Origin of the sequence: Rhodoferax sp., assembly GCF_018063565.1 — a bacterium.
Lineage (GTDB): Bacteria > Pseudomonadota > Gammaproteobacteria > Burkholderiales > Burkholderiaceae_C > Rhodoferax.
On record NZ_JAGPBB010000029.1, the window covers coordinates 1 to 22,433 of the forward strand.

A 22,433-nucleotide genomic window follows, 5' to 3' on the forward strand; every position below is an offset into this window, starting at 1 on the left:
CCCCGACGATTTCTCGTAAGGGCTTGTTTTACTTGAGTTTTTTGGCTCCTCGACCTGGGCTCGAACCAGGGACCTACGGATTAACAGTCCGGCGCTCTACCGACTGAGCTATCGAGGAACAGCCTCAAATTATAAGATAGTTTTCCTATCAACAGCACTTGCGTCCAAGAAATTCAAGCCCTTCAGCGAATCAACTTTACGAATAGTGGCTCAAGAAAACCATGCCATAATACGCGAGTTAATTTGGGTCCGGTTGGGTTCGAATTTCGGGCGGTTAGCTCAGGGGTAGAGCACAGCATTCACACTGCTGGGGTCGGAGGTTCGAAGCCTCCACCGCCCACCACAAAGAATACCGTTCAAAATCAAGGACTTATGGTTAAACCTAAGTCCTTTTTTTATTACCGAATTTAGTCGCGGTTTAGTTCATGGACACACTATAAGCACAGTCCTACGAAGTCGTCACCCTCACCTCCTCCCGCAATCTCCCCCGATATTTCTCAAGGTTGACCCCCTTGAGCTCAGGCACCCGCTTGTAGTCCACGTTCCCAGCCTTCCAGAACCGTGTCACCGACACCCCAGCGCCTTGCTCCTTGGGGTGCTTAGCCAGCGCCACCAGCGCATCACGCGCTGTGGCAACCGCCTGATCTGCCAGATCAGCCGCACGCTTGGCATTGGCGAACGCCTCTGCAGCAGTTACCCAGTCAGCGTCTTCGCGGACGGCCGTGTCCGCCTCGGTCAACGGTGGCGGTGTGTCAGTATCCAGATAGACCTGAAACTGATCCCAGCCGTCTTGGATGCGTTGCGCCGCATGATCAATGGGCTCAATGGGCCTTAGCAGCCCTTGAACGCCATCAAACACGTACAGATGCGCCAGCCTAGCGCCCGACACCATCAGCTGGTGCTGAACCTGAGCGGCGTAATGGTCCGGAACGTGACCGGCCTTCACCTGTTTCCATAGTTCTGACTCCTGACCTTTGTACGGACACTTGATCTCCACGATCAGATCGCCCTCAAGCGTCATTCCATCCAGACTGGCTGAGTAACGGCCTCGCTGCAGAACCAGCGGTTGCATGATGTTGCCAGTCTCTGCTTCATACGCGGCTCGGGCAGTCGCCTCCATTTCGGTGCCATGCTGCATCGCAGCGGTTACCTTCGTCTCAGCCCGACCGATTTTCAGCAGCCACAGCTGATAGGGCGTCATCCAGGGGCTGACTCCCAGCACCGCAGCCGTTTCGCTGGCATTGCGCATACCGAGCCGATAGTCAAGCCACTCCCGACTACCTTGGGCAAGTTCGATGATGGTGGGTTGGGTTTGAATTGATTTGTTCATGATAATTTTCCTTTGGGTTTTTGTCGGTTTTTGTCAGTGGATGGCCCCCGTTCGTTTGACGAAAGGTGGGCCGGTGGATGGTTCAAGCCGCCTTGCGGTGCTTCTCAAGACTGCGGATGACGCGGTCAAAGTTGGCGGTGGTGATGTCGCTCAGGGTGTTGATGCAGAAGTACGACAGCACGCGCTCCAGCGAGATGCCGACCTCGACGGCCAGCTTGTGGATATATGTCTGCTGTTCCCTGCTGATGTACTCAGGTGCGGGTCGACGCGAAACCGGCGTCCGATCCGGTCGCAGGCGGCTCGGCGCAGGCCAGTCGTCGGCAGGAGGTGGCGGATCGTTGGCAGCGTCAGCCATCGGTTGCGGCAGGTCTTCACCAGCGTAGATGTACAAGCCAAGACCATGCAAAGCGATGGCCTTGACCAGACAGCGCTGGATACTGGTGTTGATATCAAACGCCGTCGGCTCGGGGATTGGACGGTTACGGCCGTCGAGCACCGGATGTATCTGGCTCAGGGTGACGCCCTGAACGGTGACCGCGACCTCAACAAACACCCCGGCCTCACACAGCAAGTAGGGCTTGCCGTCGAAGCGGCAGACATGCCAGGTGGCCGTTGGATCGGCCAGCCGAAGCTGTGCCACAGCGTACGGCCAGCTCAGGTACGAAAAACCTCCTTTCTTCTCGATGTGCTCAGACACGTTGATAGCGTTCAGGCGCGCGAAATAGTTGTCTTGATCAGACATGAAATCTCCAAGGGTTAGAAACGACAACGCCCAGGCAAGCAAGCTCGACCGGGCGTCAGGGGAAACGGACGTGTGAGAAATAACCGGTACCGCGCACGTCCACGAACGCGGGTACGGCACCGACAGAACCGACAAAAATCGGGGCTACAGCAACCCGGTCTCAGCGAAGCTCAGAACCTGACTGCGGGTCACGACCAGGTGATCCAGCACCCGCACGTCGACCAGCGCCAGCGCCTGTTTGAGCGTGCTGGTCAACAGCTCGTCGGCTCTGGACGGGGTCGCCGACCCAGACGGATGGTTGTGGGTGAGGATCACGGCACTTGCCTGACAGGCCAGCGCCTCGATCACCACCTCACGGGGATACACCGAGGTCTGCGTCAAGGTGCCGCGAAACATCTCCTGGTAGGCGATCACTCGGTTTTGCACGTCAAGGAACAGGACAGCAAACACCTCGTGCGGGCGATCAGCCAGGCGCAGGCGAACAAAGTCGCGTGCCGCCTCAGGCGAAGCCAGGGCATCAGCCTCTCGCACTTGGCAGGCCAGGATCGACAGCGCCTGCTCCACCACTGGGTCACGGCAATAGGCATTCATGCTGCCTCCAGCATCTGGGCAGCGGCAGGCTCCAGCGCCAGCGGTGCCAACAGGAAGTCAGCAGCCTTCTGCGCTTGAGACGCTGCAGTGAAGATCAGCCGCTTGTCGTTACGAAGGGCTTGCAGCCAGGATTCGATGTAGCTGGCGTGCTGTAGTTCGCCCGCCAGACCGCAGTAGTCGGTCAGGAAGGCAGAGCCCATCTCCGCCACCAGTTCCTCGAAGGCATATGCTTCAATATGCTGTCTTCCTAGCAGGGGGCGATCACACCGGCTGGGGTGTCCTGACCAGTGGGTCAGCTCATGCAGCGCGACCCGGCTGAAATCGGCAGAATTGCTGAAATCCCCCCGGCTGGGCAGCTGGATAAGGTCGCTAGACGGGTTATAGAAGGCCCTGGAGCCTCCGTATCGGATGGTGGCACCTGAGGTGGCCAGAATAGCCTCTGCGGCCTCACAAGCCTGCCATTCATAGACCGGTTTTTGGGCCGGAATCAGGGCTTCGGGCAGGCCATCAATCTGGGCTGCGTTAAATACTGTGAAACTGCGAATCAGCGGGATGACCCGGCGGTCAGACTCCGGCTGATCAGCGGAATCTGCACCAAATTCGTGCATTTTGAAGAAGACGACTTCGGTGCCCGACTCGCCCCGGCGGACCTGGGCACCCAGAGCTCTGGCTTGGGTGTAGGTCATCCAGCGGTTCAGCGGGTATCCACCACTGAAAACCAAGGAATCTCACCGCCCCAGAAATCAGGGTTCGATGTTTTCGGCGTGCCGCCGCCAATGATTTGGATCGTTTCACGAAACGACTGTACCCGCCACCCCCTCGGAACCAAACCCAGCTCCGACTCCTCCAGCCAATCAGGAAACAACGCCGCCGTGACCGCGTCCATGCCTTCGGGGATGCGGCCTTCCATCTTGGCGCGCACGGGGTCGAAATCGACAAACCACGACTTGAACAGCGCCTGGGCGATGGCTTCCAGCGTGGCGTTGGATTCGCGCAGCAGGGTGATGCGACTTGTCAACGCTTCTGAAACGCTAGAAACCCATTTGATCTCCGCAGCCGTTGGCAGTGGTATGGGCAGACTTCGTATGTCTTTCAGATTCAGAGTCTTCTGAACCGTTGTGTTCAAGACTGCATCAATCAGGTGTCGGCCCGCTGTGCTTTCAAGCACCGCCTTCAGGTACGTGCGAAGACTGGTGTCTTTCAGCCTGATGACAGCAATTGCCCGAGCTGGATTCCATCCTTTCATTTCAGGTGTAACCACGACGCATTCACCAGGATTGCCCACAAGTGTGATGAGCAACTCATCCCCGTTCAATTTCGTGCGTCTATGTTCTTCATCGGTCGCCGCCGATATGCAATAACTTGGTCTTGTCGCTGCACCGTCCTTGATATCGCCGACCTTTAGCAACGGCGTGCCCCCTGGCGTGTCTGGGCCCGGATACATGACACCAACAGCAATGCTCTTACTATCCCGAAAAAGTGATTCAAATGGCTCAATTGCCCATTCGGCAGGCAACTGACCGCCAGCGCTTTCCCAGAGTTTCCGAAGCTCAAAACTCATACCCCAGCCCCCCCAGCTTCTGCCGGATTAACTGGTCAAGCTCCGCGCCCTTTGCCATCTGCTCACCCAACTTCTCAGTAAGCTGTTGCATCTTGGTGGCGAAGTCTTCGTCGTTGTCTTCAACCTCTTCCGCACCAACATAGCGGCCAGGGGTCAAGACGTGGCCGTGCTGCGCGATCTCGGCCAGCTTGACGCTGCGGCAGAAGCCTGCGATGTCCTGGTACGCACCAGCGCCAGCTTCACCGCGCCAAGCCGATACGGTGTCAGCGATTCGGCTGATGACTTCATCGGTGAACTCGCATTGCACCCGGCTGATCATGCTGCCAAGCTTGCGCGCATCGACAAAAAGCACTTCGCCCTTGCGGACAGCCTTTTGCTTGGTCAGGAACCACAGGCAGGCCGGAATCTGCGTGTTGAAGAACAACTGGCCCGGCAGCGCGATCATCACCTCGACCACATCGGCTTCAACCATCGCAGCGCGAATCTCGCCTTCGCTGTTCTGGCTGGAACTCATGGAACCGTTCGCCAGCACGATACCGGCACGGCCCGTGGGCTTGAGGTGGAACAGCATATGCTGCAACCACGCATAGTTGGCGTTGCCAGCCGGTGGGTCGCCATAAACCCAGCGCGGGTCGCCGGTCAGGCTGCCGTGCCACCAGTCGCTGATATTGAACGGCGGGTTCGCCAGAATGAAGTCGGCGCGCAGGTCAGGATGCTGGTTGCGGGTGAATGTGTCGGCTGGTTCACGACCGAGGTTGGGTTCGATGCCCCGAATAGCGAGATTCATCGCCGCCAAGCGCCATGTGGTCGGGTTGGCCTCTTGCCCGTAGATCGACACGTCACCGATCTTGCCGCCATGCGCTTCAATGAACCGCTCGGACTGAACAAACATTCCGCCTGAACCGCAGCAGGGGTCATAAACCTTGCCGGTATGGGGATTGAGGACGGCCACCAGGGTCTTGACAATGCTGGCCGGGGTGTAGAACTGCCCGCCACGTTTGCCCTCGGCGCTGGCGAACATCCCAAGGAAAGACTCCAGGCGACGCAACAAACGCACAAGATCAAGCACAATCGGATCAATCGGTAGTGGACCTGACGCAGGTGCCAAGCGCCGACGCAACTGGTGTGCCGTCAGACCGCTCAAAGTCTCCTGCAACTCAGGGGATGTGAGGACTGCATCAAGGTCAAACAGAACTCTATGCCGCCCTGTCTTGGCAATGGCATCCGCAAACAAGATTTGACCAGCTGCCTTGTGTGTTTGAATCGTCTGCCAAGTCTTCCTAAGAACTTCAACTTTGGCACGAAAGTCGAGCAGCGCATCGATACTTGGCTGAACTGTCCGCATTAAACCCATCACGGTGGCGTAGTCGCCCCAGACTTCTTGAATCTTGTTCAGTTTCCAATTCAGTCCGTCCAAGGCAGTGGGGTCCACGACCTTGTAGTGCAAGGCTCTGATCGAAAGGTCAATTGCAGACCGGTGATCAATTGGCGCGGATGGATCGTCGTCGCTGACCAATAGATTGGTGATCATGATGATGCCCTTACCAGCTTCTCCACCGCTGTTGCCTTGTGCTCTGGCGCCAGGTGGGCATAGCGCAGTGTCATCTTTAGGTCAGCGTGCCCCAGCAACTCGCGCACAGTATTTAGGTCAACGCCCGCCATAACCAGTCGGCTGGCGAAGTCGTGACGCATATCGTGCCATCGGAATGACTCTATGCCAGCTTGCTTGAGCAGTTTCGCCCAGGCGGTCTTCACGTCGACGATTTTCTTACCTGTTGCGCCGGGAAACACCAGCACGTTGTTTTCAGGCGACTGCTGACGCCATTGCTTCAACGCGGTGAGCGCATCGGTGTTGAGCGGAATGTGGCGAGTCTTACCGCTTTTGGCATTGATGCCCTTGATGGAAAGCTGCTGTGCTGGCAGGTTGACATCCGTCCAGCTCAGAGACAACAACTCGCCTTGGCGCAGGCCGGTATTCAGGGAGACGATGACGGCGGGCTGCAGATGGTCGTAGAAAGCTTGGCCATCGAGGCTGGGCAGTTCGGGGTAGTCACGCGCGCGGCGCCAGCCGTTGGCGTTGGCGCGTTCGGCGCGCTTGGTGATTTCGCGCTGGTCCAACGCAGCGAACAGCGCTTGGCGCTCGGCATCACTCAAATAGCGCACGATGCCGTCAGTATCCACTTTCGTGGGTTTGACCTTGGACAACGGGTGCTGCTCCAGAAAGCCCCACTCCACCGCTTTGGAAAGAGCTGCCTTGAGGGCAGCCAGGTCGCGGTTGACCGTGGTTGACTTAGCTGGCCTGACAGGATGGTTCAAGCGCTGCTGTCGCCATTTTTCGATGGTCAGGGCGTTCAGTTCAGACAGGGGCCTGTCGAGTTGAAGATCAAAGTTTTTGCGAATCCGGGCGAGATTGGTGACGGCAGCCTTGCGGTGGGTGGTGACCCACGGTGCAAAATCATCCGTGATGAACTTGCCCAGCGTCTTGGCAACCTTGACCGGTTGGCGATCATCAAGTGGGTTGGTGCCCAAATTGATGCCGGCCAGCATGGACTTGGCAGCATCGCGAGCCTGTGCCGGGGTGAATTCAGTCGTTCGGCCTATCACCATGCGCGTTTGCTTGCCGCGCAGGCGGTAACGCACGTAATACGACATTACCCCGGAGGGCTGGACGCGTAAGCCGAAGCCTTTCAGGTCGGTGTCGTTGACTTCAAACGGTGCTGAAGTGGGCTTGATCGTGCCAAGCAACGTGTTGTTGATTTTCCCGTTCACGAAAGTGTGACCTTTGCATTAATGGAATCGTTAACTGCAATGTGTGAATTCATGGACACACTATAAGCACAAACTGAATCCACCGCAATGAACTCTAGTGAACGGTGTTGCTATTTCAAATCGGAAATTAGACTGTTGTTTTTATTAGATATTTTTCTAATTTTTGTTCATTCTGGTTCATTCTCATTCATTTCGGGCGGTTAGCTCAGGGGTAGAGCACAGCATTCACACTGCTGGGGTCGGAGGTTCGAAGCCTCCACCGCCCACCAACTTGGCTTCAAATGTAAGCGTTGCATATGGCAGCGCTTTTTTTTTCGCCAATGGCACTTTACGCTGTCAGCATGGAGTTGGCAAACGACCAAAATGTGCGTTCGTTCAACCACCGCCCGTTCAGTCGCTGCGCAAAGTTACTCTTTTTTGTTGGCTGGTGCGGACGTGGTGCTGGCCGGCACTGGAACGAGTACTTGCGCATCCATGCGCTCCTTCAATGCTCCGTAATAGGCTTGTGCTTCGGCGGCTGTCCACCATTGCGCGTATTGCTCACGGTCTTGTCGCGCTGACGCTTGTGCTGCCTCTTGCCGCGGCACCAGTTTGTTGATACGCACAACCGTGTAGCCTTTTCCACCTTGATCCACGCCAATCCAGGCAGGTAGGACGGTCGCGTTTGCGCGCAAAACGGCCGAGACGATCTGCTGCGATACACCTTGCGGTTGATCGCGCGACACCATCAGCGCCGGTGCCAACGCAGCCTTGGACGGGTCCGCCTTGAATTGCGCCAACTTTTCGGTGCCGTCTTTCTTGGCCATCTCGGCGGACTTCACGGCCACGACCCGGTCACGCACCAACGGGAGAATCTCGGTTAACGGCAAAGTTCGCGCCGGGCTGTGTTTGAGAACACGGCCAGCGGCCAGTTGACTCACACCAATCTCAATCGCTTCGGTATTTCGCTTTTTCTCAATACTGTCTGGGGAGAACACACCGCTCAAGAACTTCTCACTCGCCAGCACACCCGTCGAGCCAGGAGCAGGTTGACGCTGCAATTGGTTTGCCTGTTTGACCGTCAGTTGCAACTTTTCTGCGACTGGCTTGAGACTGTCAGACTGTTCATAAACCGTGTTGGTAAACAGTTCAGCCACCTCAGCGTACTTGCGCTGCGCCTGCTGGGTTTTCAGATCGTTTTCAATGCTGGCGCGCAACTCGTCGAAACTGCGCTGCTTGGGTGACTTGACGTCAGTCAATTTGATGATGTGAAAGCCAAAGTCTGATGCAACGACGTCACTGATATCACCCTTTTTCATGGAAAAAACCGCGTCCTCAAAGGGTTTCACCATCGCGCCGCGTTGAAAAAACTCCAAATCACCGCCTTTGCCTGCTGACCCAGTATCCTGGGACTCCAGCTTCGCAAGGTCGGCAAAGCTGTCAGGCGCTGCCCGCACCTTCTTCAGCAACTCTTCGGCTTTGGCTTTAGCACGATCACGATCCGCTGGTGGCGCGTCCTTGGGAGCATTGATCAGAATATGGCTCGCTCTGCGTTCTTCGTTACCGCTGAGGCGCGCAACATTCTGCTCATAATAAGATTTAAGGTCAGCCTCTGAAATCTGGATGCTCTTCTTCACGGTCTCAAGATCGAGCATCACGTACTCCAGGTCAACCTGTTCGGGTGCCTGGAACATACTCTGATTGGCTTTGTAAAAACTCTCGATCTCCGCCTCACTGGGGACGATCTTGCTCACATAGCTGGCACTGTCCAATTGCAGTAGCTGAATTTCGCGTTTCTCAAAGAAAGCCTCCAATGCCACATCGGCAACAGCCGGAGTGGCAAAACCCGACACCCTGACGGTTGCCTCTACCTGCTGTTTAGACAAGTCCTGCCGCACCGTGTTTTCAAACCCCTCTGGCGTCAGCCCCTGGCTGGCAGCCAGTTGACGGTAGCGCTCCAAATCCAATTTGCCATCTGGTTTGCGCAGCGCCGCAATGCCTGGGTCTTCCTGCAAGAACCTGGCCAAGCGTGCGTCACTCGTCAACAAACGGGACTTCAAAGCCGCTTGTGCCATGACCTGGTCACGCACCAACCTCTCCAAGGTCGCATAACGTGCCTCTGGAGAGTCCAACAACTTGGCGTCAACGTCGGGCATGGAAGCACGGACGCGATCAGCCTCGCCCTTGTGCGCACGATCCCACTGTTCCTGCGTGATATCAACACCGGCAACGCGGGCGACCGCAACGTTCGAATTGCCCATTCGGTTGTAGCCATCAATTCCGAACAGGACAAAGGAGGGAATGATCAGCAAAAACATCAAGGTCATCATGATCTTGGTGTGCTTACGGACGAAATCAAACATGCGTGACCTCTAATTGGGGGGAACAAAAAAGGCGAACCGAGCGTTCGCCTTTAGGTTTGTGGTGGGTGATGACGGGCTCGAACCGCCGACCTACGCCTTGTAAGGGCGCCGCTCTACCAACTGAGCTAATCACCCCACCGGTCTGCAAAAATCAATTCAACGCGTCTTTAAGTGCTTTGCCCGGGCGAAACTTCGGCACTTTGGCAGCCTTGATCTTAATGGACGCACCAGTTCTCGGGTTTCGACCAACACGTGCCGCCCGCTTTCCAACTGCAAAGGTACCAAACCCCACCAGAGAAACAGCATCACCTTTCTTCAGTGTGATCTGCACCGCCGTAATAGCCGCTTCAAGCGCACGCGCCGCTGTTGCCTTGGAAATGTCGGCGGTGTCAGCAATATGATCAATCAGTTCAGTTTTATTCACAAAAAGCCTCAGCAGAAAATTAGCTCAGCAGTCAAAAATCAATTCTGGATCACTGCCTCACCGCGTCGTCCAGGTTCATGCAGGCACCGTGTTTCTTGGGGGATGCGACTGCGAGCCGCGATTCTAAGCGCATTCGATCTGCCTGCCTTTGACTCCAATTAACTTTATTGCACCGCTTGACCTGGTGCAGATCGATATCCCGATCAACGCACCCGGGAGCGAATCTCGGGAAGCGCTCGCCGCAGATAGTAGACCATGGACCAAACCGTCATCACGGCAGATATCCATATCAGCCAGACACCCCAAAAATGCGTATCTACCCATCCGAACAACACGCCGTCAAACAGCAAGAAGCCAATCGCCACCATTTGCGCCGTGGTTTTGAGCTTGCCAATCATGTGCACCGCAACACTACCAGAAGCACCGATCTGTGCCATCCACTCGCGCAGTGCAGAAATGGCGATTTCACGCCCGATGATGATGAGCCCGACAAAAACATCAGCGCGCCCCAGATGCACCAGCACCAGGACGCAGGCGCACACCAAAAACTTGTCCGCAACCGGGTCAAGGAACGCACCGAAAGCCGACATCTGATTGAGTTTTCGTGCCAGGAAGCCATCAAGCCAATCGGTGGCAGCAAACACCACAAACATCACAGTCGCCATGAGGTTGCGCGTTGCAGGCTCAATGGGCAGATAAAAAACACCCACAATCAACGGGATCGCGACGATGCGCGTCCAGGTCATGATCGTGGGGATGGTCCAAAACATGCCAACATTGTGGCACGCCACCCTTGGCCAACTGCAGCTTCAATGCAGTGCGCGGTAAATTTCAAGCGCCAATTCGCGGGAAATTCCTTCCACCGTTGCAATGTCGTCCACCGATGCCAGCGACACCCCGCGCACACCACCAAAACGCTGCAACAAACGCGCCCTACGCTTGGGGCCGATACCGGCGATCTCCTGCAGTTTGCCGCCATCGACACGTACCTTGGCGCGCGCGGCGCGCATGCCGGTGATGGCAAATCGGTGGGCTTCGTCACGTATGTGGGCGACCAGCATCAGCGCTGCGGAATCTTTACCCAGGTAGACCTTGTCCCGGCCATCGGCGAAAACCAGCTCCTCCAGTCCCACCCGCCTGCCGTCGCCCTTTTCAACCCCCACAATCAGCGTCAGATCCAACCCCAATTGTACAAACACCTCGCGTGCCATCGACACCTGTCCACGGCCACCATCGACCAGCACCAGATCCGGCATACGTCCAGTGCCGGGCGGTGTCACGCCAGACTGCCTGGCCTCAGCCAGCGCCTCTGACAACTTGCTGTAGCGACGCAGCAACACCTGCCGCATGGCGGCGTAATCATCTCCGGGCGTGATATCGGTGATCTTGTAGCGCCGGTACTCGTTGTTTTGCATCCTGTGGTGGTGAAACACCACACACGATGCCTGTGTGCACTCACCCGCTGTGTGAGAGATGTCAAAACACTCGATGCGCAACTCATCCAGCGTGTCGCCTATCAGGTCAAGTGCCTCAGCCAACGCGCGGGTACGCGCCTGCTGGGACCCTTCTTCCGACAATAAACGTGCAAGCTGCAAATCAGCGTTGGTTTGTGCCATTTCCAGCCATACCCGACGCTGCTCGCGCGGGTTGTGTACCGCCGTCACCCTGATACCCGTTTGCGCCACCAGTGCTCGCAGCAGGCCTTTGTCGACCGGTGTGCTGACAACCAGAGACGCTGGCAATGGCACATTCAGGTAATGCTGGGCAATAAAGGCATTGAGCACCTGAGACTCAACCGAACAAGCGCTCGGCGGCGGATCTTCCGAGAGGCTCAAAGGGGCGCCACCGTCTTGCGTTGGCACATCATCTTCAATGGCGAGATTTGCACCATCCTGCACCTGAACCGGGAAATAGGGACGGTCACCCAGATGCCGTCCGCCGCGCACCATGGCCAAATTTACGCAGGCACGCCCACCCTGCACCTTGACGGCAAGGATGTCGACGTCGCGATCCGAGACGTTATCCATCGATTGCTGGTGCAGCACGCCAGAGAGTGCCGTGACCTGGTTACGCAACTCGGCCGCTTGTTCGAACTCCAGCTTCTCGGCATGGGCCATCATGCGTGACTCCAGCGCCGCCATTACCGCACGTGCATCCCCCTGCAAAAAACGCTCGGCATCCAGCACGTTCTGGGCGTATTGATCGGGGGTTATGTGCCCGACACACGGCCCAGAGCAGCGCTTGATCTGATACAAGAGGCATGGTCGGCTGCGGTTGCTGAATACCGGGTCTTCACAAGTGCGCAGCCGGAAAACCTTTTGCATCAGCAAAATCGCCTCCTTAACCGCCCAGGCGCTCGGATAGGGACCAAAGTAGCGATGCTGCTTCTCCACCGCGCCACGGTAATACGAGACCCGGGCGAAGCATTCACTGATGTATGAAGTGGTCGCAAACTTTTCGTCAAATATGCCTTCAGCGCTTCTTAATAAATGATTCTCTGCTATCTTTTTTTTATACTTTGAGGATCCTACCGCAGCGCTGATCTTCAGGTAAGGGTAGCTTTTGTCATCCCTGAACAAGATGTTGTATTTGGGATTGAGCGTTTTGATCAGATTGTTTTCCAGCAGCAGCGCCTCAGCCTCCGAGCGCACCACCGTGGTCTCCATGCGCACAATCTTGCTCACCATGTGTCCGATACGCGTACCACCATGGTTCTTCTGGAAATAGCTCGACACACGCTTCCTGAGATTGATCGCCTTGCCCACATACAGAACCTGTCCCTGCGCATCAAAGTAGCGATAAACGCCGGGTAGCGGTGGCAGGGCCGCCACTTCGCTGAGCAATTGCTCCGTGTGAATGGCTATCCCGCTCGGAGCAGGTGGCAGTGCGGTGTTCTCGGGCAGATCAGACATAGGGCGCTATTGTGGACAATTCGCCCATGCTTTACCCAACTGCCCCTCGCTTGCGATGGGAAATCTTTTGTCGGGTTGTTGACAACTTCGGTGATATTGGCGTGTGCTGGCGGCTGGCCACGCAACTGGCGCAGCGCGGCCAGACCGTGCGCCTTTGGGTTGACGACACCCAAGCCTTGAGTTGGATGGCACCACACGGTGCGCCCGGGGTAGAACTGCAAGCATGGTGTCCTGGAACTCAGGCAAAAGCCGAGCGCGTGGGTGGCATTTTGGTGGAAGCGTTTGGTTGCGAGATTGATCCTGAGTTTGTCGCTTCATTTGCAGATTGGATAAGATTTAACGACCAAGATTGTCATTGGATCAATCTGGAGTACCTGAGCGCCGAGACCTATGTGCAACGCTGCCATGCCCTGCCCTCACCGGTTATGCACGGCCCAGGTGCAGGCTTGGTCAAACACTTTTTTTATCCCGGTTTCACAACCGGCACGGGTGGGCTGCTACGCGAGGCCGATCTGCGGGAGCGGCAAGCCCGGTTTGATCGGAACGCCTGGCTGGCGCAGACAGGTGTCATGTTCCCAGCCCGACCAGACCCCGAGACGCCGGTCCAGCGCCCACGCTGCGTGTCGCTGTTCTGTTACGAGCCAGCGGCAATCGGGCCCCTGCTGGATGGACTGGCGCAGGACAGCACACCGACTCAACTGTTGGTGACAGCGGGTCGCTCGACGATTGCGGTACAACGCGAGATTTTGCAAAAGAATGCCTTCCAGCCCAATTGGAACATCAATAGAATGCTCACCATTTCATACCTGCCGTGGCTTTCACAGCAGGACTTTGATCACCTTCTATGGAGTTGTGACCTGAATTTTGTGCGCGGCGAAGACTCGCTGGTTCGCGCCATCTGGGCAGGTCGGGCGTTTGTCTGGCAGATCTACCCGCAGGACGATGCAGCCCATATCGACAAGCTCGCAGCATTTTTGGACTGGCTTGATGCCCCAGCCTCGCTGCGCCACTACACGCAAATCTGGAACGCACCGACATCCGTGTTGCCGTCCCCGGGCAGTATCCCCCTGAATGAGCTTCGGCCCTGGCAACAATGCAGCCAGGACGCGTGTGCACGGCTGTGGCCACAAAAAGATCTGGTCACCCAGCTGCTCGAATTCGTATCGAAAACCAACTAAAATAACGGGCTTTGCGGCGCGGGCTTGGATTGTCATTCAAGCCTCTGGCCGCCCTCGCCGCCTGATGCGCGGCCTACTTTCACCCTTTGATTATGAAAATCGCTCAAGAAATTCGCGCCGGCAATGTGATCATGAACGGCAAAGACCCCATGGTGGTCCTGAAAACCGAATACAGCCGTGGTGGCCGCAATTCAGCCACCGTGCGCATGAAGCTCAAAAGCCTGATTGCCAACTTCAATACTGAAATTGTGTTCAAGGCCGACGACAAGATCGACCAGATTGTTCTGGACAAGAAGGACTGCACCTACTCCTACTTTGCTGACCCGATGTATGTCTGTATGGACGCGGAATTCAACCAGTACGAAGTTGAGGCTGAGAACATGGGCGACTCGCTCAACTATCTCGAAGACGGCATGGAAGTTGAAGTGGTGTTCTACGAAGGCAAGGCGATCTCGGTCGAGTTGCCCACCAGCGTCGTACGGGAGATCACCTGGACTGAGCCCGCCGTGAAGGGCGACACCTCGGGCAAAGTGCTCAAGCCGGCCAAGATTGCCACTGGTTTTGAGATCGGCGTGCCAATTTTTGTAGCACAAGGTGACAAGGTCGAAATTGACACCCGCACCGGCGAATACCGCAAACGCGTCTGACCCTGGTCCACGGGTCTTGTCGCCCATCCATCCGAAGGCTTCCACTGGAAGCCTTTTTTTATTTCACAATCGGTACCATGGAACACACCCAAACCCTGCCTGACCACATCACGGAGAACCGCCTGGCTGATTCCTGGGCCGAGTTGCTCAAGCATCCAGCTGATGCCACTGTGGTGCACCCCAATGCCTACCGTCTGGCGTTTGCCGACCCTGAATTCATGTTGCGCCGCGACACCCGCGGTATTCGCATCCAGCTGGAGATGCTCAAACCCGACCTCGACCAGGCTGAGCAGGGCATCAACCACACCGTGGTGGTGTTTGGCAGTGCCCGTTTTCCATCCCCAGAAACGGCGCAGCAGGCCATGCGCCAGGCGCAAGCCGATGCCAATGCGCAGGCCATTGCTGTGGCACAACGGCTTTTGCACAATGCCGGCTATTACGATCAGGCACGCCAGTTCGCCCGGTTGGTGGCCCAATATGGTTTGACCATGGATGTCAAAGATCGACTCTACATCTGTACCGGTGGTGGCCCGGGCATTATGGAAGCAGCCAATCGAGGGGCGCATGATCTGGGTGCTCCCACGGTGGGGCTGAACATCACCCTGCCGCACGAACAATGCGCCAACCCGTATGTGACACCATCGCTAAGTTTCAAGTTTCACTACTTCGCCATACGGAAAATGCACTTCATGATGCGTGCCAAGGCATTGGTGGCTTTTCCAGGCGGGTTTGGCACGCTGGACGAATTGTTTGAGGTGATCACCCTGGTGCAAACCCGCAAATCAAAACCGGTCCCTATTGTGCTGTTTGGCAGCGATTACTGGAAACGCTTGTTCAATACCGAGGTGTTACTGGAAGAAGGTGTGATATCCCCTGAGGACCTGAATCTGCTGCTCTATGTGGACGACCCGCAGGCAGCTTGGGACGTGATCCAGCGTTTTTACGCCCTCTGAGTCGCTGTTTTGTCGGGCGGGCGCAGACGCCAGGCCGTGCGTGCGCCTGCGCCAACGGCAGCACCCACAGTCCAGAAAACCAACGACACGCCGACTGCCGCGCCCGCCGTGCCAAAGAGCATGGGCATCAGCACACTGGAGGCATTGATTGCCATCAGGCGAAAGCCCAGCGCTTCGCCATGACGTGCCTCCGGCGTGATCTGATGCAATGTGCTCATGATCATCGGTTGCACCGACCCCAGCGACAAGCCCAGCAGAACCGAACAACCTGCCATCGCCCAAGCCGTGTGCATCAGCGGGTAGATCGCAAAAATCGTCGCTGTCGCCAACATGGCAGCCGTCACCACCACCCATTCGCGCAGATGCGCCGCCACAAAAGGCAGAACCACGCGCACGCTGGTGGCAGCCAGCGCAAACCCCCCCAAAATGCCACCTATTGCCGACGCACTCAAACCGCGTTCGTGCCCCAGCACCGGCACCACAAAGGTGTGCACATCCCAGCACGACGACAACAGCCAGTTCACCAGCATCAGCCGACGCATCATCGGTTCACGCAACAAATCAAATGCCTGGCGCGAACTGGCACCGGGTTTGGTTGGCATGCGCGGCAACTCACGGGTGCGACGGACCCACAGCCAGGTCATCACTGGCAGACAGGCCAGTCCAAAAAATGCCACTCGGAATCCACCTTGGTCAATCAGCAAGCCGGCGGCCAATGGCCCAACAAAGTTCGCCAACGCCGGGCCAATGGAGAGCCAGCTGAACATGGTTTTGAGCTGTACCTGGTCTTGCGCCGAACGCCCGACATGGCGCTGCAGACTGATGGACGCCACACCGGTGGCGCCACCGGTCATCAGGGCACTGAGACACAACACTGGAAACAGGGGCAAAACAAACGCCAGTGTGCTACCCAAAGTAGCCGCCAAAACGCAAAAACCCACGGGTCGCTTGAATCCATGCCGATCCGCATAACGTCCGGCGGGCAAGGCCAAAAACACCTGGGTCAGGGCAAACAATGACAACAGCACACCGACCGCCAGGGCGCTGTACCCTTCGCGCAGCGCCAACAGAGGCGCAGCCAAGCGCAATCCCGACATACACGCGTGCAGACTGATATGCCCAGCGATCAGTCGCGCCAAAGCGGTAGACGTCAGCACCGGCACAAGCGTCGACCCGGTGTCACTCATGTAGCAAGTAGTGCATCCGCACCATCAAGGGCCTGTTCCACTGAAATCAACGACTGAGCCGGTGCTTCTGACAGGGCCGAATCCATTTTCGCAAGCCGTTTCAGCCATGTGTCTGTATCTCCTTCTGGCATCCATTGTGATTCAAAACACGCCTCGCATCCGCATGTGCAGTTAACCTCAAATTTCACAACAAATCACCGTCCAGCACAGGAACCGCAAGCTTTTATTGCTCCTTTTAAATGACCACTCAGGGTCACCTTTAGTTAACTTTTCCGCGGAAAACCGCCTGAGACCCTCGGTCTAGATCACTTCCGGATTGAGCGGCGTCAGTGCCTTGCCAGTGGTCAAGTAGCCAATCAAATTGTCGGCGGCCAGGTTCGCCATCGCCAGGCGGGTCTGCGTGGTTGCGCTGGCAATATGCGGAGTCAACACCACATTGGGCACCGCCAGCAAGTCCGGGTGGACTTTGGGTTCACCTTCAAACACATCCAACCCGGCCGCGGCGATCTGACCATTGCTCAGTGCCTTGGCCAGTGCCGCATCATCCACGATGCCACCGCGCGCAATGTTGACCAAGGTGGCAGTTTTTTTCATCTGTGCCAATTCGGCTTCACCAATGATATGGTGCACTTGCGGGCTATAGGGCAACACCAGCATCAGATGATCTGACCGAGCCAGAAGCTCCGATTGGCTGACCCAGGTGGCGCCACACGCCACCTCCAGACTCGCCGACAGCGGTGTACGGTTGTGATACAGCACCTTCATACCAAAACCATGCCATGCGCGTCGGGCAATGGCTTGACCAATTCGCCCCATACCCAGAATGCCCAGCGTACTGCCATGAACCTCAGCCCCGGCGAACATGTCATAACGCCAGCGATTCCAGTGACCGGCACGCAAAAAATGCTCCGATTCCGCCATGCGCCGTGCCGTCGCCATCAGCAGCGCAAAGCCAAAATCAGCCGTTGTCTCGGTCAGGACATCAGGGGTGTTGGTACCCAGCACGCCCGCTGCGGTCATGCCAGCGAGGTCAAAATTGTTAAACCCAACCGCCATATTGGCGCAGATGCGCAGTTGCGGACAAGCCGCCAGCAATGCCGCGTCGATGCGTTCGCTGCCAGTTGTCAAGGCGCCAACTTTGCCCTGCATCTGTTGACATAACTCTGCGGACGACCACAAGACATCATCTTGATTGGCAACAAGCTCGAACGACTGTGCCAATTTTTGCAGAACTTCAGGAAATATCGCACGCGCAACCAGGACGGCAGGTTTCATCGGTTTACTCGCAGGGCAATGGGGGCTTCACAAACAACAGCAAAAGTCCAACAAAAAAAAAGCCACCCGCAGGTGGCTTTTGGGGCTGGCTCGCAAGAATTACTTGGAAGCAGCAGAGGCAGCAGCTTCAGCTGCAGGAGCGGCAGATGCAGCAGGAGCAGCTTCAGAGGCGGCAGGTGCAGCAGCCGGCGCCGGAGCAGCAGCCGGTGCAGGTGCCGGAGCAGGAGCGGGTTCTTCCTTCTTGCCGCAAGCGGCCAGAGCAGCAGCAGCGATCACAGCGGCCAATACGAGAGTTTTGTTCATTTGTGTGTACCTGATAAAAAAAAACAATTTCCGGAAATTGTGTTTGCAGTCACCTGCAAGTTCAAAGCAATCACCGCTCACGCGATTTTTGCTTAGACCGTGATTATAGTTTTAGCTTTCATGGTTTTCACGCTTGACGGGGCCCTTTTGTTGTGCTTACGCATCACATTGGGTGCAACCAGCCATCGTTCGCCCAGGTTTGAACCAGCTCGGTCGCCTGCCGACTGACTCTCTTCAGATCTTTGACTGACAGAAAGCGCTGATTGGCGAGCGAGCGCATCAGCAATGCGTCACGTCCGGCCGCCCGAAAACTCTCGCCGTTTATAAAAACATGTTTGGCATCAAACATCATCCTGGTGCGGCGATCGAGTTGCACACCATGCACGCCCACCACCAACCCAGCTGACGGTGTGGCTTCAAACCAGACATTGGGTTTTGGCTCAGTCATGTATTCACCCAAACTACGCGACAGCGCCTGCGGATCTTTCATCGCATCGGCCACCGCCTGTTGTGCAAAAAGCCACATTTTCTCCGGGATTTCGGCTGGTTGGTCAACTGCTGCCTGGCCGGGATCGCGATAAAGCGCCACTCCCACCGCATCCTCAGCGTCCTCCGCCACGCGCTGCAGCAACTCCCGTGCCAACTCCGCTTTGTTGGGAATTCGAAAGCCAATCGAGTAGGTCATGCATTCACCCAACGCCACGCCATCGTGTGCGTAACCCGGCGGCAGGTACAACATGTCGCCCGGCTCCAGAACGTACTCTATTTCTGGAACAAAATGGGTCAGGATTTTGAGTGGCACGTCAGGCTGCAGGCTCAAGTCTTTCTGCCGACCAATCCGCCAGCGTCGTTGGCCATGGGCCTGGAGCAAAAAAACATCGTAACTGTCAAAGTGCGGTCCAACACCTCCACCGTCGCTCGCATAACTGATCATCAAGTCATCCAAACGTGCATCAGGAACAAAACGAAACATGTTCATCAGTTCATGCACAGACTGCACATGCAGATCGACACCTTGCACCAGGATCGTCCACCCCGGCTGCTTGAGCGGCGGCAGCGCTTTGCGTTGGAACGGCCCGGGTTTGAAGGCCCAACCTGGCTTCTTGCCCGGCTGTTGAATCACCATGCGGGTTTGAGCATCTTCGCTGGCCGCCAAGTCAAACAAGGCGCTGCGGCTCAATAGGGGCTGGAACCCAGGAATGGCCTGACGAACCAATAGCGGCTTTTTTTGCCAATGGCGCTTCATGAACTGGCTTGGGCTGATGCCACCGAGCAAGGGTAGCGGCTGGGTAATGTCCATGGGTTTCTCCGCGAGGGTTGGAGAAAAGCACTTCCACCTTGGCAAGATGGAACGAGCGCCTTTCAAACTGGCACAATTCTCGTATGAAAATTACTCAACAATGCGTGGCTGCTTTAAGCTGGACGCTCACTGACACTTTGGGCGAGGATCTGGACGAACTGGATCAGCCGGTCGAATTCCTGATTGGCGGCGATGACTTGCTGGCGGTGATCGAGTCAGCCCTGCAGGGCTGTAGTGCTGGCAGTTCGGTCAATCTGCAAATCGAACCGGAACAGGGATTTGGCGAATACAACGAACAGCTGGTGTTTCTAGAGTCAAGATCACTTTTTCCTGCTGATCTGGAGGAAGGCATGACTTTTGACGGCATGGCACTTCCCGCCGGCTGTAGCGCAGACTTGCCCCGTGAGCAGCTCTATACCGTGACCGACATTTACCCGGACCATGTGGTACTTGACGGCAATCACCCGCTAGCGGGTATTGCCCTGCGACTACAGATCAAAGTGCGTGCAGTACGCGAGGCGACGGTCGAAGAGATCGGCCACGGCACTGTCACCGGGGCCGGATTTTTCAAGGTGGTGGCGATGGGCGGTCTATCACCGTGACAGTTCGTTCTGAACATAAAAAAAGGAGCCGAGGCTCCTTTTTTGTACCCAAGTGCTTACTTGGCGAATGGCGTGGGACGCGGTGTCGCATCAGCCGACGGCGGCAGGATCGGCATCATGAAGCTGGGTTGATCGCCGGTCAGGGTCTTCAGGAATGCCACTACCTTGGCATTTTCGTCTTTGGTAAACACTTTGCCCAACTGCAGTTTGCCCATCACGTCGACGGCCTCAGCCAAAGTATTCACTGCACCGTCATGGAAGTACGGGTAGGTCATTTCAATGTTGCGCAGTGTTGGCACCTTGAAGTTGAAACGGTCAATTTCCTTGCCTGTTACGGCGCTACGGCCTTCGGCACCACCGGTTGACTTATACGGAGCCACGACACCCATCTTCTGGAAAGATGCGCCACCGACCGCAGGGCCGTTGTGGCACGCAACGCAACCGCTTTCTTTGAACAGTTTGTAGCCAGCCAGTTCATCTGCGCTTAGGGCATCTTGTTTGCCCAGCAGCCATTGGTCAAAACGGGAATTGGGAGTTACCAGAGTCTTCTCAAACTCAGCAATCGCGGTGGTGACCTGATCGATGTCGACCTTGTCGGTACCAAAAACTGTCTTGAATTCACGCACATATGCGGGAATGGAAGCCAGCACACCCACAGCCAGCGTGTGGGTAAAGCCCATTTCACCTGGATTGGCAATGGGACCACCCGCCTGTGCTTTCAGGTCAGCTGCGCGACCGTCCCAAAACTGGGCGACGTTCAAGCTCGAGTTCAACACGGTGGGGGCATTGATCGGGCCTTGCTGCCATTTGTCACCAATCGATGTCGGAATATTGTCAGTGCCGCCCATCGAAAGGTTGTGACATGAATTGCAGGAGATAAAACCCGACTTGGACAGACGCGGATCGAAATACAGTTTTTTGCCGAGTTCGACCATACCCAGATTGATCTGTGCTGGAGGTTTGATCGGTTGAATCAGTTCTTGGGCCGCTGAGATGGACGGCACCAGACTCAGGGCGAACAGTGATGCGGCAAGAATGCGTAGTTTCATTTTTGTTTCCTTGAAGGTTGAAAGTTGTGCTTGACATTCGATCGGGATCAAACGAACCAAAAATTCAGCACGAGCGAAACTTTACCCAACCCAAATCATCGTTCGTATGATGTAAGTCAATGATTAATAAAGTTTTTTTGGCTATATACTGCATAGATAACTTCTATATACAGAACCCATGAAACTGTCTGCCCTTCGTTACCTGGTCGCATTTTCCGAACATATGAGCTTTAGTCGGGCCGCCGAGCATTGCCATGTTTCACAGCCAACCCTTAGCGTCGCCATTCAGAATCTTGAAGAGGAATTGGGTGTCATCCTGATAGAGCGCAGCAAACACCGTTTGGGGCTGACGGCCATCGGAGAACGCGTGGTGGCACAAACACGCAAAAGCCTGGAGGAGGTTCAGCGCATTGAAACGGTGGCACAGACCGGCGTTGACCCCTTGCTTGGTACCTTTCGACTGGGTGTCATCCACACCATTGGGCCCTATTTGCTGCCGCAACTCATTGCGGCGCTGCGCCAGCAGGCACCGGCGCTGACGCTCTATATTGAAGAAAGCATGACAGCACTGTTGGCAGACAACCTCAAGTACGGAACCATTGATGCGGCCATCGTGGCCTTGCCCTTTGACGTGCCAGGCATCAACACCCACGCTCTTTACGACGAAGTGTTCGAGGTGGTGATTCCCAAAGGACACCACTGGGCCGGGCGACAGGCAATTCCCGCTGCTGAGATTGGCGGCGAAGATGTTCTGGTGCTGAAAGCGGGAAATTGCTTCCGGGAGCAGGTGCTTGACGCCTGCCCCGAGATCAGCCACGCCGATGGATCGTTGCGTCAAGGTCATTCCATCGAAACCATTCGTGCCATGGTGGCATCCGGCTATGGTATTTCAGTGCTGCCGAAGAGTGCACTGTCAAGTCTGTACAGCACCGAACTGGTCCAGGCGATTCCCTTCGAGACACCGGCACCCATGCGCCGGGTCGCACTGGCATGGCGACAAAACTATGCTCGACTGCCAGTCATCCAATCGTTGATCGCTGCTATCGACGCACTGGATCATTCAATCTACCAACCCGTTGCTTGAGTTACCCCCATACCCGGCGTGCAAGCTGTCGTTACCAATAAGGCGGACGGACGCCTTGCAAGGCGACCCCATCAAATCTTAAGAAAGCTTTAATATTCTCCGCTAAGTTGACCTGGGTCAAAGGGAAGCGCATTGCGATAACACAAAATATCAGCATGCACTTAAGTAATAACCCTAGGTCGTT

Annotated in this window: 21 protein-coding genes and 4 tRNA genes; 7 read left to right on the forward strand and 18 right to left on the reverse strand. The window is 56.2% G+C overall.

Annotated features, from left to right (window positions below; genetic code table 11):
- Nucleotides 1-42: 42 nt before the first annotated feature.
- A tRNA-Asn gene (locus KBF66_RS08725) sits at nucleotides 43-118 on the reverse strand.
- 150 nt (nucleotides 119-268) lie between these two features.
- Between KBF66_RS08725 and KBF66_RS08730 the strand changes: the two genes are divergently transcribed.
- Nucleotides 269-343: transfer RNA gene (locus tag KBF66_RS08730), tRNA-Val, on the forward strand.
- 105 nt (nucleotides 344-448) lie between these two features.
- Here the strand turns inward: KBF66_RS08730 and KBF66_RS08735 are convergent.
- The 7 genes from KBF66_RS08735 to KBF66_RS08765 all read right to left on the reverse strand — a co-directional run bounded on the left by KBF66_RS08735 (nucleotide 449) and on the right by KBF66_RS08765 (nucleotide 6,993).
- The gene (locus KBF66_RS08735; protein ID WP_296655189.1) at nucleotides 449-1,330 is read right to left on the reverse strand and encodes a lambda-exonuclease family protein; all 882 of its coding nucleotides are present in this window, start codon (nucleotides 1,328-1,330) and stop codon (nucleotides 449-451) included.
- Between the two features lie 82 nt (nucleotides 1,331-1,412).
- Nucleotides 1,413-2,072, reverse strand: coding sequence for a DUF1071 domain-containing protein (locus tag KBF66_RS08740; protein WP_296655192.1), 660 nt, complete (start codon nucleotides 2,070-2,072; stop codon nucleotides 1,413-1,415).
- 144 nt (nucleotides 2,073-2,216) lie between these two features.
- Nucleotides 2,217-2,663, reverse strand: a complete 447-nt coding sequence (radC, locus tag KBF66_RS08745) for a DNA repair protein RadC (protein WP_296655195.1) — start codon at nucleotides 2,661-2,663, stop codon at nucleotides 2,217-2,219.
- Complete coding sequence (locus KBF66_RS08750) at nucleotides 2,660-3,349, reverse strand: zincin-like metallopeptidase domain-containing protein (RefSeq protein WP_296655199.1); 690 nt, start codon at nucleotides 3,347-3,349, stop codon at nucleotides 2,660-2,662. The genes radC and KBF66_RS08750 overlap by 4 nt, the downstream gene beginning before the upstream one ends.
- Nucleotides 3,350-3,357: 8 nt before the next feature.
- Nucleotides 3,358-4,224: a hypothetical protein gene (locus KBF66_RS19615; protein WP_365732534.1), complete on the reverse strand. Its 867-nt coding sequence runs from the start codon at nucleotides 4,222-4,224 to the stop codon at nucleotides 3,358-3,360.
- Complete coding sequence (locus KBF66_RS08760; protein WP_296655202.1) at nucleotides 4,214-5,755, reverse strand: SAM-dependent methyltransferase; 1,542 nt, start codon at nucleotides 5,753-5,755, stop codon at nucleotides 4,214-4,216. The genes KBF66_RS19615 and KBF66_RS08760 overlap by 11 nt, the downstream gene beginning before the upstream one ends.
- The gene (locus KBF66_RS08765) at nucleotides 5,752-6,993 is read right to left on the reverse strand and encodes a site-specific integrase (protein ID WP_296655205.1); all 1,242 of its coding nucleotides are present in this window, start codon (nucleotides 6,991-6,993) and stop codon (nucleotides 5,752-5,754) included. Before KBF66_RS08765 ends, KBF66_RS08760 begins: the two co-directional genes overlap by 4 nt.
- A 194-nt stretch (nucleotides 6,994-7,187) precedes the next feature.
- Between KBF66_RS08765 and KBF66_RS08770 the strand changes: the two genes are divergently transcribed.
- Nucleotides 7,188-7,262, forward strand: a tRNA-Val gene (locus KBF66_RS08770).
- A 138-nt stretch (nucleotides 7,263-7,400) separates the two neighbouring features.
- On the opposite strand, the gene KBF66_RS08775 is transcribed toward KBF66_RS08770, so the two are convergent.
- The 5 genes from KBF66_RS08775 to KBF66_RS08795 all read right to left on the reverse strand — a co-directional run bounded on the left by KBF66_RS08775 (nucleotide 7,401) and on the right by KBF66_RS08795 (nucleotide 12,671).
- On the reverse strand, nucleotides 7,401-9,335 hold the full coding sequence (locus tag KBF66_RS08775) for a SurA N-terminal domain-containing protein (RefSeq protein ID WP_296655208.1): 1,935 nt from the start codon (nucleotides 9,333-9,335) through the stop codon (nucleotides 7,401-7,403).
- A gap of 59 nt (nucleotides 9,336-9,394) precedes the next feature.
- A tRNA-Val gene (locus KBF66_RS08780) sits at nucleotides 9,395-9,470 on the reverse strand.
- 16 nt (nucleotides 9,471-9,486) lie between these two features.
- Nucleotides 9,487-9,759, reverse strand: a complete 273-nt coding sequence (locus KBF66_RS08785; RefSeq protein ID WP_296655210.1) for an HU family DNA-binding protein — start codon at nucleotides 9,757-9,759, stop codon at nucleotides 9,487-9,489.
- Nucleotides 9,760-9,962: 203 nt separating this feature from the next.
- Nucleotides 9,963-10,529 carry a CDP-diacylglycerol--glycerol-3-phosphate 3-phosphatidyltransferase gene (gene pgsA, locus KBF66_RS08790; protein WP_296655213.1) on the reverse strand — a complete coding sequence of 189 codons (567 nt, stop codon included), beginning with the start codon at nucleotides 10,527-10,529 and terminating at the stop codon, nucleotides 9,963-9,965.
- A gap of 39 nt (nucleotides 10,530-10,568) precedes the next feature.
- Nucleotides 10,569-12,671, reverse strand: coding sequence for an excinuclease ABC subunit UvrC (locus KBF66_RS08795; RefSeq protein ID WP_296655216.1), 2,103 nt, complete (start codon nucleotides 12,669-12,671; stop codon nucleotides 10,569-10,571).
- A 26-nt stretch (nucleotides 12,672-12,697) separates the two neighbouring features.
- On the opposite strand from KBF66_RS08795, the gene earP reads away from it, so the two are divergent.
- The 3 genes from earP (at nucleotide 12,698) to KBF66_RS08810 (ending at nucleotide 15,449) form a co-directional block, all read left to right on the forward strand.
- A complete protein-coding gene (gene earP / locus KBF66_RS08800) occupies nucleotides 12,698-13,849 on the forward strand; it encodes an elongation factor P maturation arginine rhamnosyltransferase EarP (protein WP_296655219.1) in 1,152 nt (383 codons plus the stop codon).
- A 92-nt stretch (nucleotides 13,850-13,941) separates the two neighbouring features.
- The gene (gene efp / locus KBF66_RS08805; protein WP_296655221.1) at nucleotides 13,942-14,496 is read left to right on the forward strand and encodes an elongation factor P; all 555 of its coding nucleotides are present in this window, start codon (nucleotides 13,942-13,944) and stop codon (nucleotides 14,494-14,496) included.
- Nucleotides 14,497-14,573: 77 nt separating this feature from the next.
- Nucleotides 14,574-15,449, forward strand: coding sequence for a TIGR00730 family Rossman fold protein (locus KBF66_RS08810; RefSeq protein ID WP_296655224.1), 876 nt, complete (start codon nucleotides 14,574-14,576; stop codon nucleotides 15,447-15,449).
- On the opposite strand, the gene KBF66_RS08815 is transcribed toward KBF66_RS08810, so the two are convergent.
- The 4 genes from KBF66_RS08815 to KBF66_RS08830 all read right to left on the reverse strand — a co-directional run bounded on the left by KBF66_RS08815 (nucleotide 15,437) and on the right by KBF66_RS08830 (nucleotide 19,514).
- Complete coding sequence (locus KBF66_RS08815) at nucleotides 15,437-16,636, reverse strand: MFS transporter (RefSeq protein WP_296655227.1); 1,200 nt, start codon at nucleotides 16,634-16,636, stop codon at nucleotides 15,437-15,439. The genes KBF66_RS08810 and KBF66_RS08815 overlap by 13 nt on opposite strands.
- Nucleotides 16,637-16,936: 300 nt before the next feature.
- A complete protein-coding gene (locus KBF66_RS08820; RefSeq protein ID WP_296655229.1) occupies nucleotides 16,937-17,911 on the reverse strand; it encodes a D-glycerate dehydrogenase in 975 nt (324 codons plus the stop codon).
- A 99-nt stretch (nucleotides 17,912-18,010) separates the two neighbouring features.
- A complete protein-coding gene (locus KBF66_RS08825; RefSeq protein ID WP_296655232.1) occupies nucleotides 18,011-18,214 on the reverse strand; it encodes a hypothetical protein in 204 nt (67 codons plus the stop codon).
- A 163-nt stretch (nucleotides 18,215-18,377) separates the two neighbouring features.
- Nucleotides 18,378-19,514: a cupin domain-containing protein gene (locus KBF66_RS08830; protein WP_296655234.1), complete on the reverse strand. Its 1,137-nt coding sequence runs from the start codon at nucleotides 19,512-19,514 to the stop codon at nucleotides 18,378-18,380.
- 83 nt (nucleotides 19,515-19,597) lie between these two features.
- On the opposite strand from KBF66_RS08830, the gene KBF66_RS08835 reads away from it, so the two are divergent.
- Entirely contained in the window at nucleotides 19,598-20,116 is a 519-nt protein-coding gene (locus KBF66_RS08835) for an FKBP-type peptidyl-prolyl cis-trans isomerase (protein ID WP_296655236.1), read from the forward strand.
- A gap of 56 nt (nucleotides 20,117-20,172) precedes the next feature.
- Here the strand turns inward: KBF66_RS08835 and KBF66_RS08840 are convergent, their stop codons facing one another.
- A complete protein-coding gene (locus KBF66_RS08840) occupies nucleotides 20,173-21,165 on the reverse strand; it encodes a cytochrome-c peroxidase (RefSeq protein WP_296655239.1) in 993 nt (330 codons plus the stop codon).
- A 178-nt stretch (nucleotides 21,166-21,343) separates the two neighbouring features.
- Between KBF66_RS08840 and KBF66_RS08845 the strand changes: the two genes are divergently transcribed.
- The gene (locus KBF66_RS08845; protein ID WP_296655241.1) at nucleotides 21,344-22,249 is read left to right on the forward strand and encodes a hydrogen peroxide-inducible genes activator; all 906 of its coding nucleotides are present in this window, start codon (nucleotides 21,344-21,346) and stop codon (nucleotides 22,247-22,249) included.
- Nucleotides 22,250-22,433 lie beyond the last annotated feature (184 nt).

Coding starts and splice junctions, on each gene's coding strand:
- KBF66_RS08735 (WP_296655189.1), bottom strand. CDS start 1,330: ATGAACAAATCAATTCAAACCCAACCCACCATCATCGAACTTGCCCAA.
- KBF66_RS08740 (WP_296655192.1), bottom strand. CDS start 2,072: ATGTCTGATCAAGACAACTATTTCGCGCGCCTGAACGCTATCAACGTG.
- radC (WP_296655195.1), bottom strand. CDS start 2,663: ATGAATGCCTATTGCCGTGACCCAGTGGTGGAGCAGGCGCTGTCGATC.
- KBF66_RS08750 (WP_296655199.1), bottom strand. CDS start 3,349: ATGACCTACACCCAAGCCAGAGCTCTGGGTGCCCAGGTCCGCCGGGGC.
- KBF66_RS19615 (WP_365732534.1), bottom strand. CDS start 4,224: ATGAGTTTTGAGCTTCGGAAACTCTGGGAAAGCGCTGGCGGTCAGTTG.
- KBF66_RS08760 (WP_296655202.1), bottom strand. CDS start 5,755: ATGATCACCAATCTATTGGTCAGCGACGACGATCCATCCGCGCCAATT.
- KBF66_RS08775 (WP_296655208.1), bottom strand. CDS start 9,335: ATGTTTGATTTCGTCCGTAAGCACACCAAGATCATGATGACCTTGATG.
- pgsA (WP_296655213.1), bottom strand. CDS start 10,529: ATGTTTTGGACCATCCCCACGATCATGACCTGGACGCGCATCGTCGCG.
- KBF66_RS08795 (WP_296655216.1), bottom strand. CDS start 12,671: ATGTCTGATCTGCCCGAGAACACCGCACTGCCACCTGCTCCGAGCGGG.
- earP (WP_296655219.1), top strand. CDS start 12,698: ATGCTTTACCCAACTGCCCCTCGCTTGCGATGGGAAATCTTTTGTCGG.
- efp (WP_296655221.1), top strand. CDS start 13,942: ATGAAAATCGCTCAAGAAATTCGCGCCGGCAATGTGATCATGAACGGC.
- KBF66_RS08810 (WP_296655224.1), top strand. CDS start 14,574: ATGGAACACACCCAAACCCTGCCTGACCACATCACGGAGAACCGCCTG.
- KBF66_RS08815 (WP_296655227.1), bottom strand. CDS start 16,636: ATGAGTGACACCGGGTCGACGCTTGTGCCGGTGCTGACGTCTACCGCT.
- KBF66_RS08820 (WP_296655229.1), bottom strand. CDS start 17,911: ATGAAACCTGCCGTCCTGGTTGCGCGTGCGATATTTCCTGAAGTTCTG.
- KBF66_RS08825 (WP_296655232.1), bottom strand. CDS start 18,214: ATGAACAAAACTCTCGTATTGGCCGCTGTGATCGCTGCTGCTGCTCTG.
- KBF66_RS08830 (WP_296655234.1), bottom strand. CDS start 19,514: ATGGACATTACCCAGCCGCTACCCTTGCTCGGTGGCATCAGCCCAAGC.
- KBF66_RS08835 (WP_296655236.1), top strand. CDS start 19,598: ATGAAAATTACTCAACAATGCGTGGCTGCTTTAAGCTGGACGCTCACT.
- KBF66_RS08840 (WP_296655239.1), bottom strand. CDS start 21,165: ATGAAACTACGCATTCTTGCCGCATCACTGTTCGCCCTGAGTCTGGTG.
- KBF66_RS08845 (WP_296655241.1), top strand. CDS start 21,344: ATGAAACTGTCTGCCCTTCGTTACCTGGTCGCATTTTCCGAACATATG.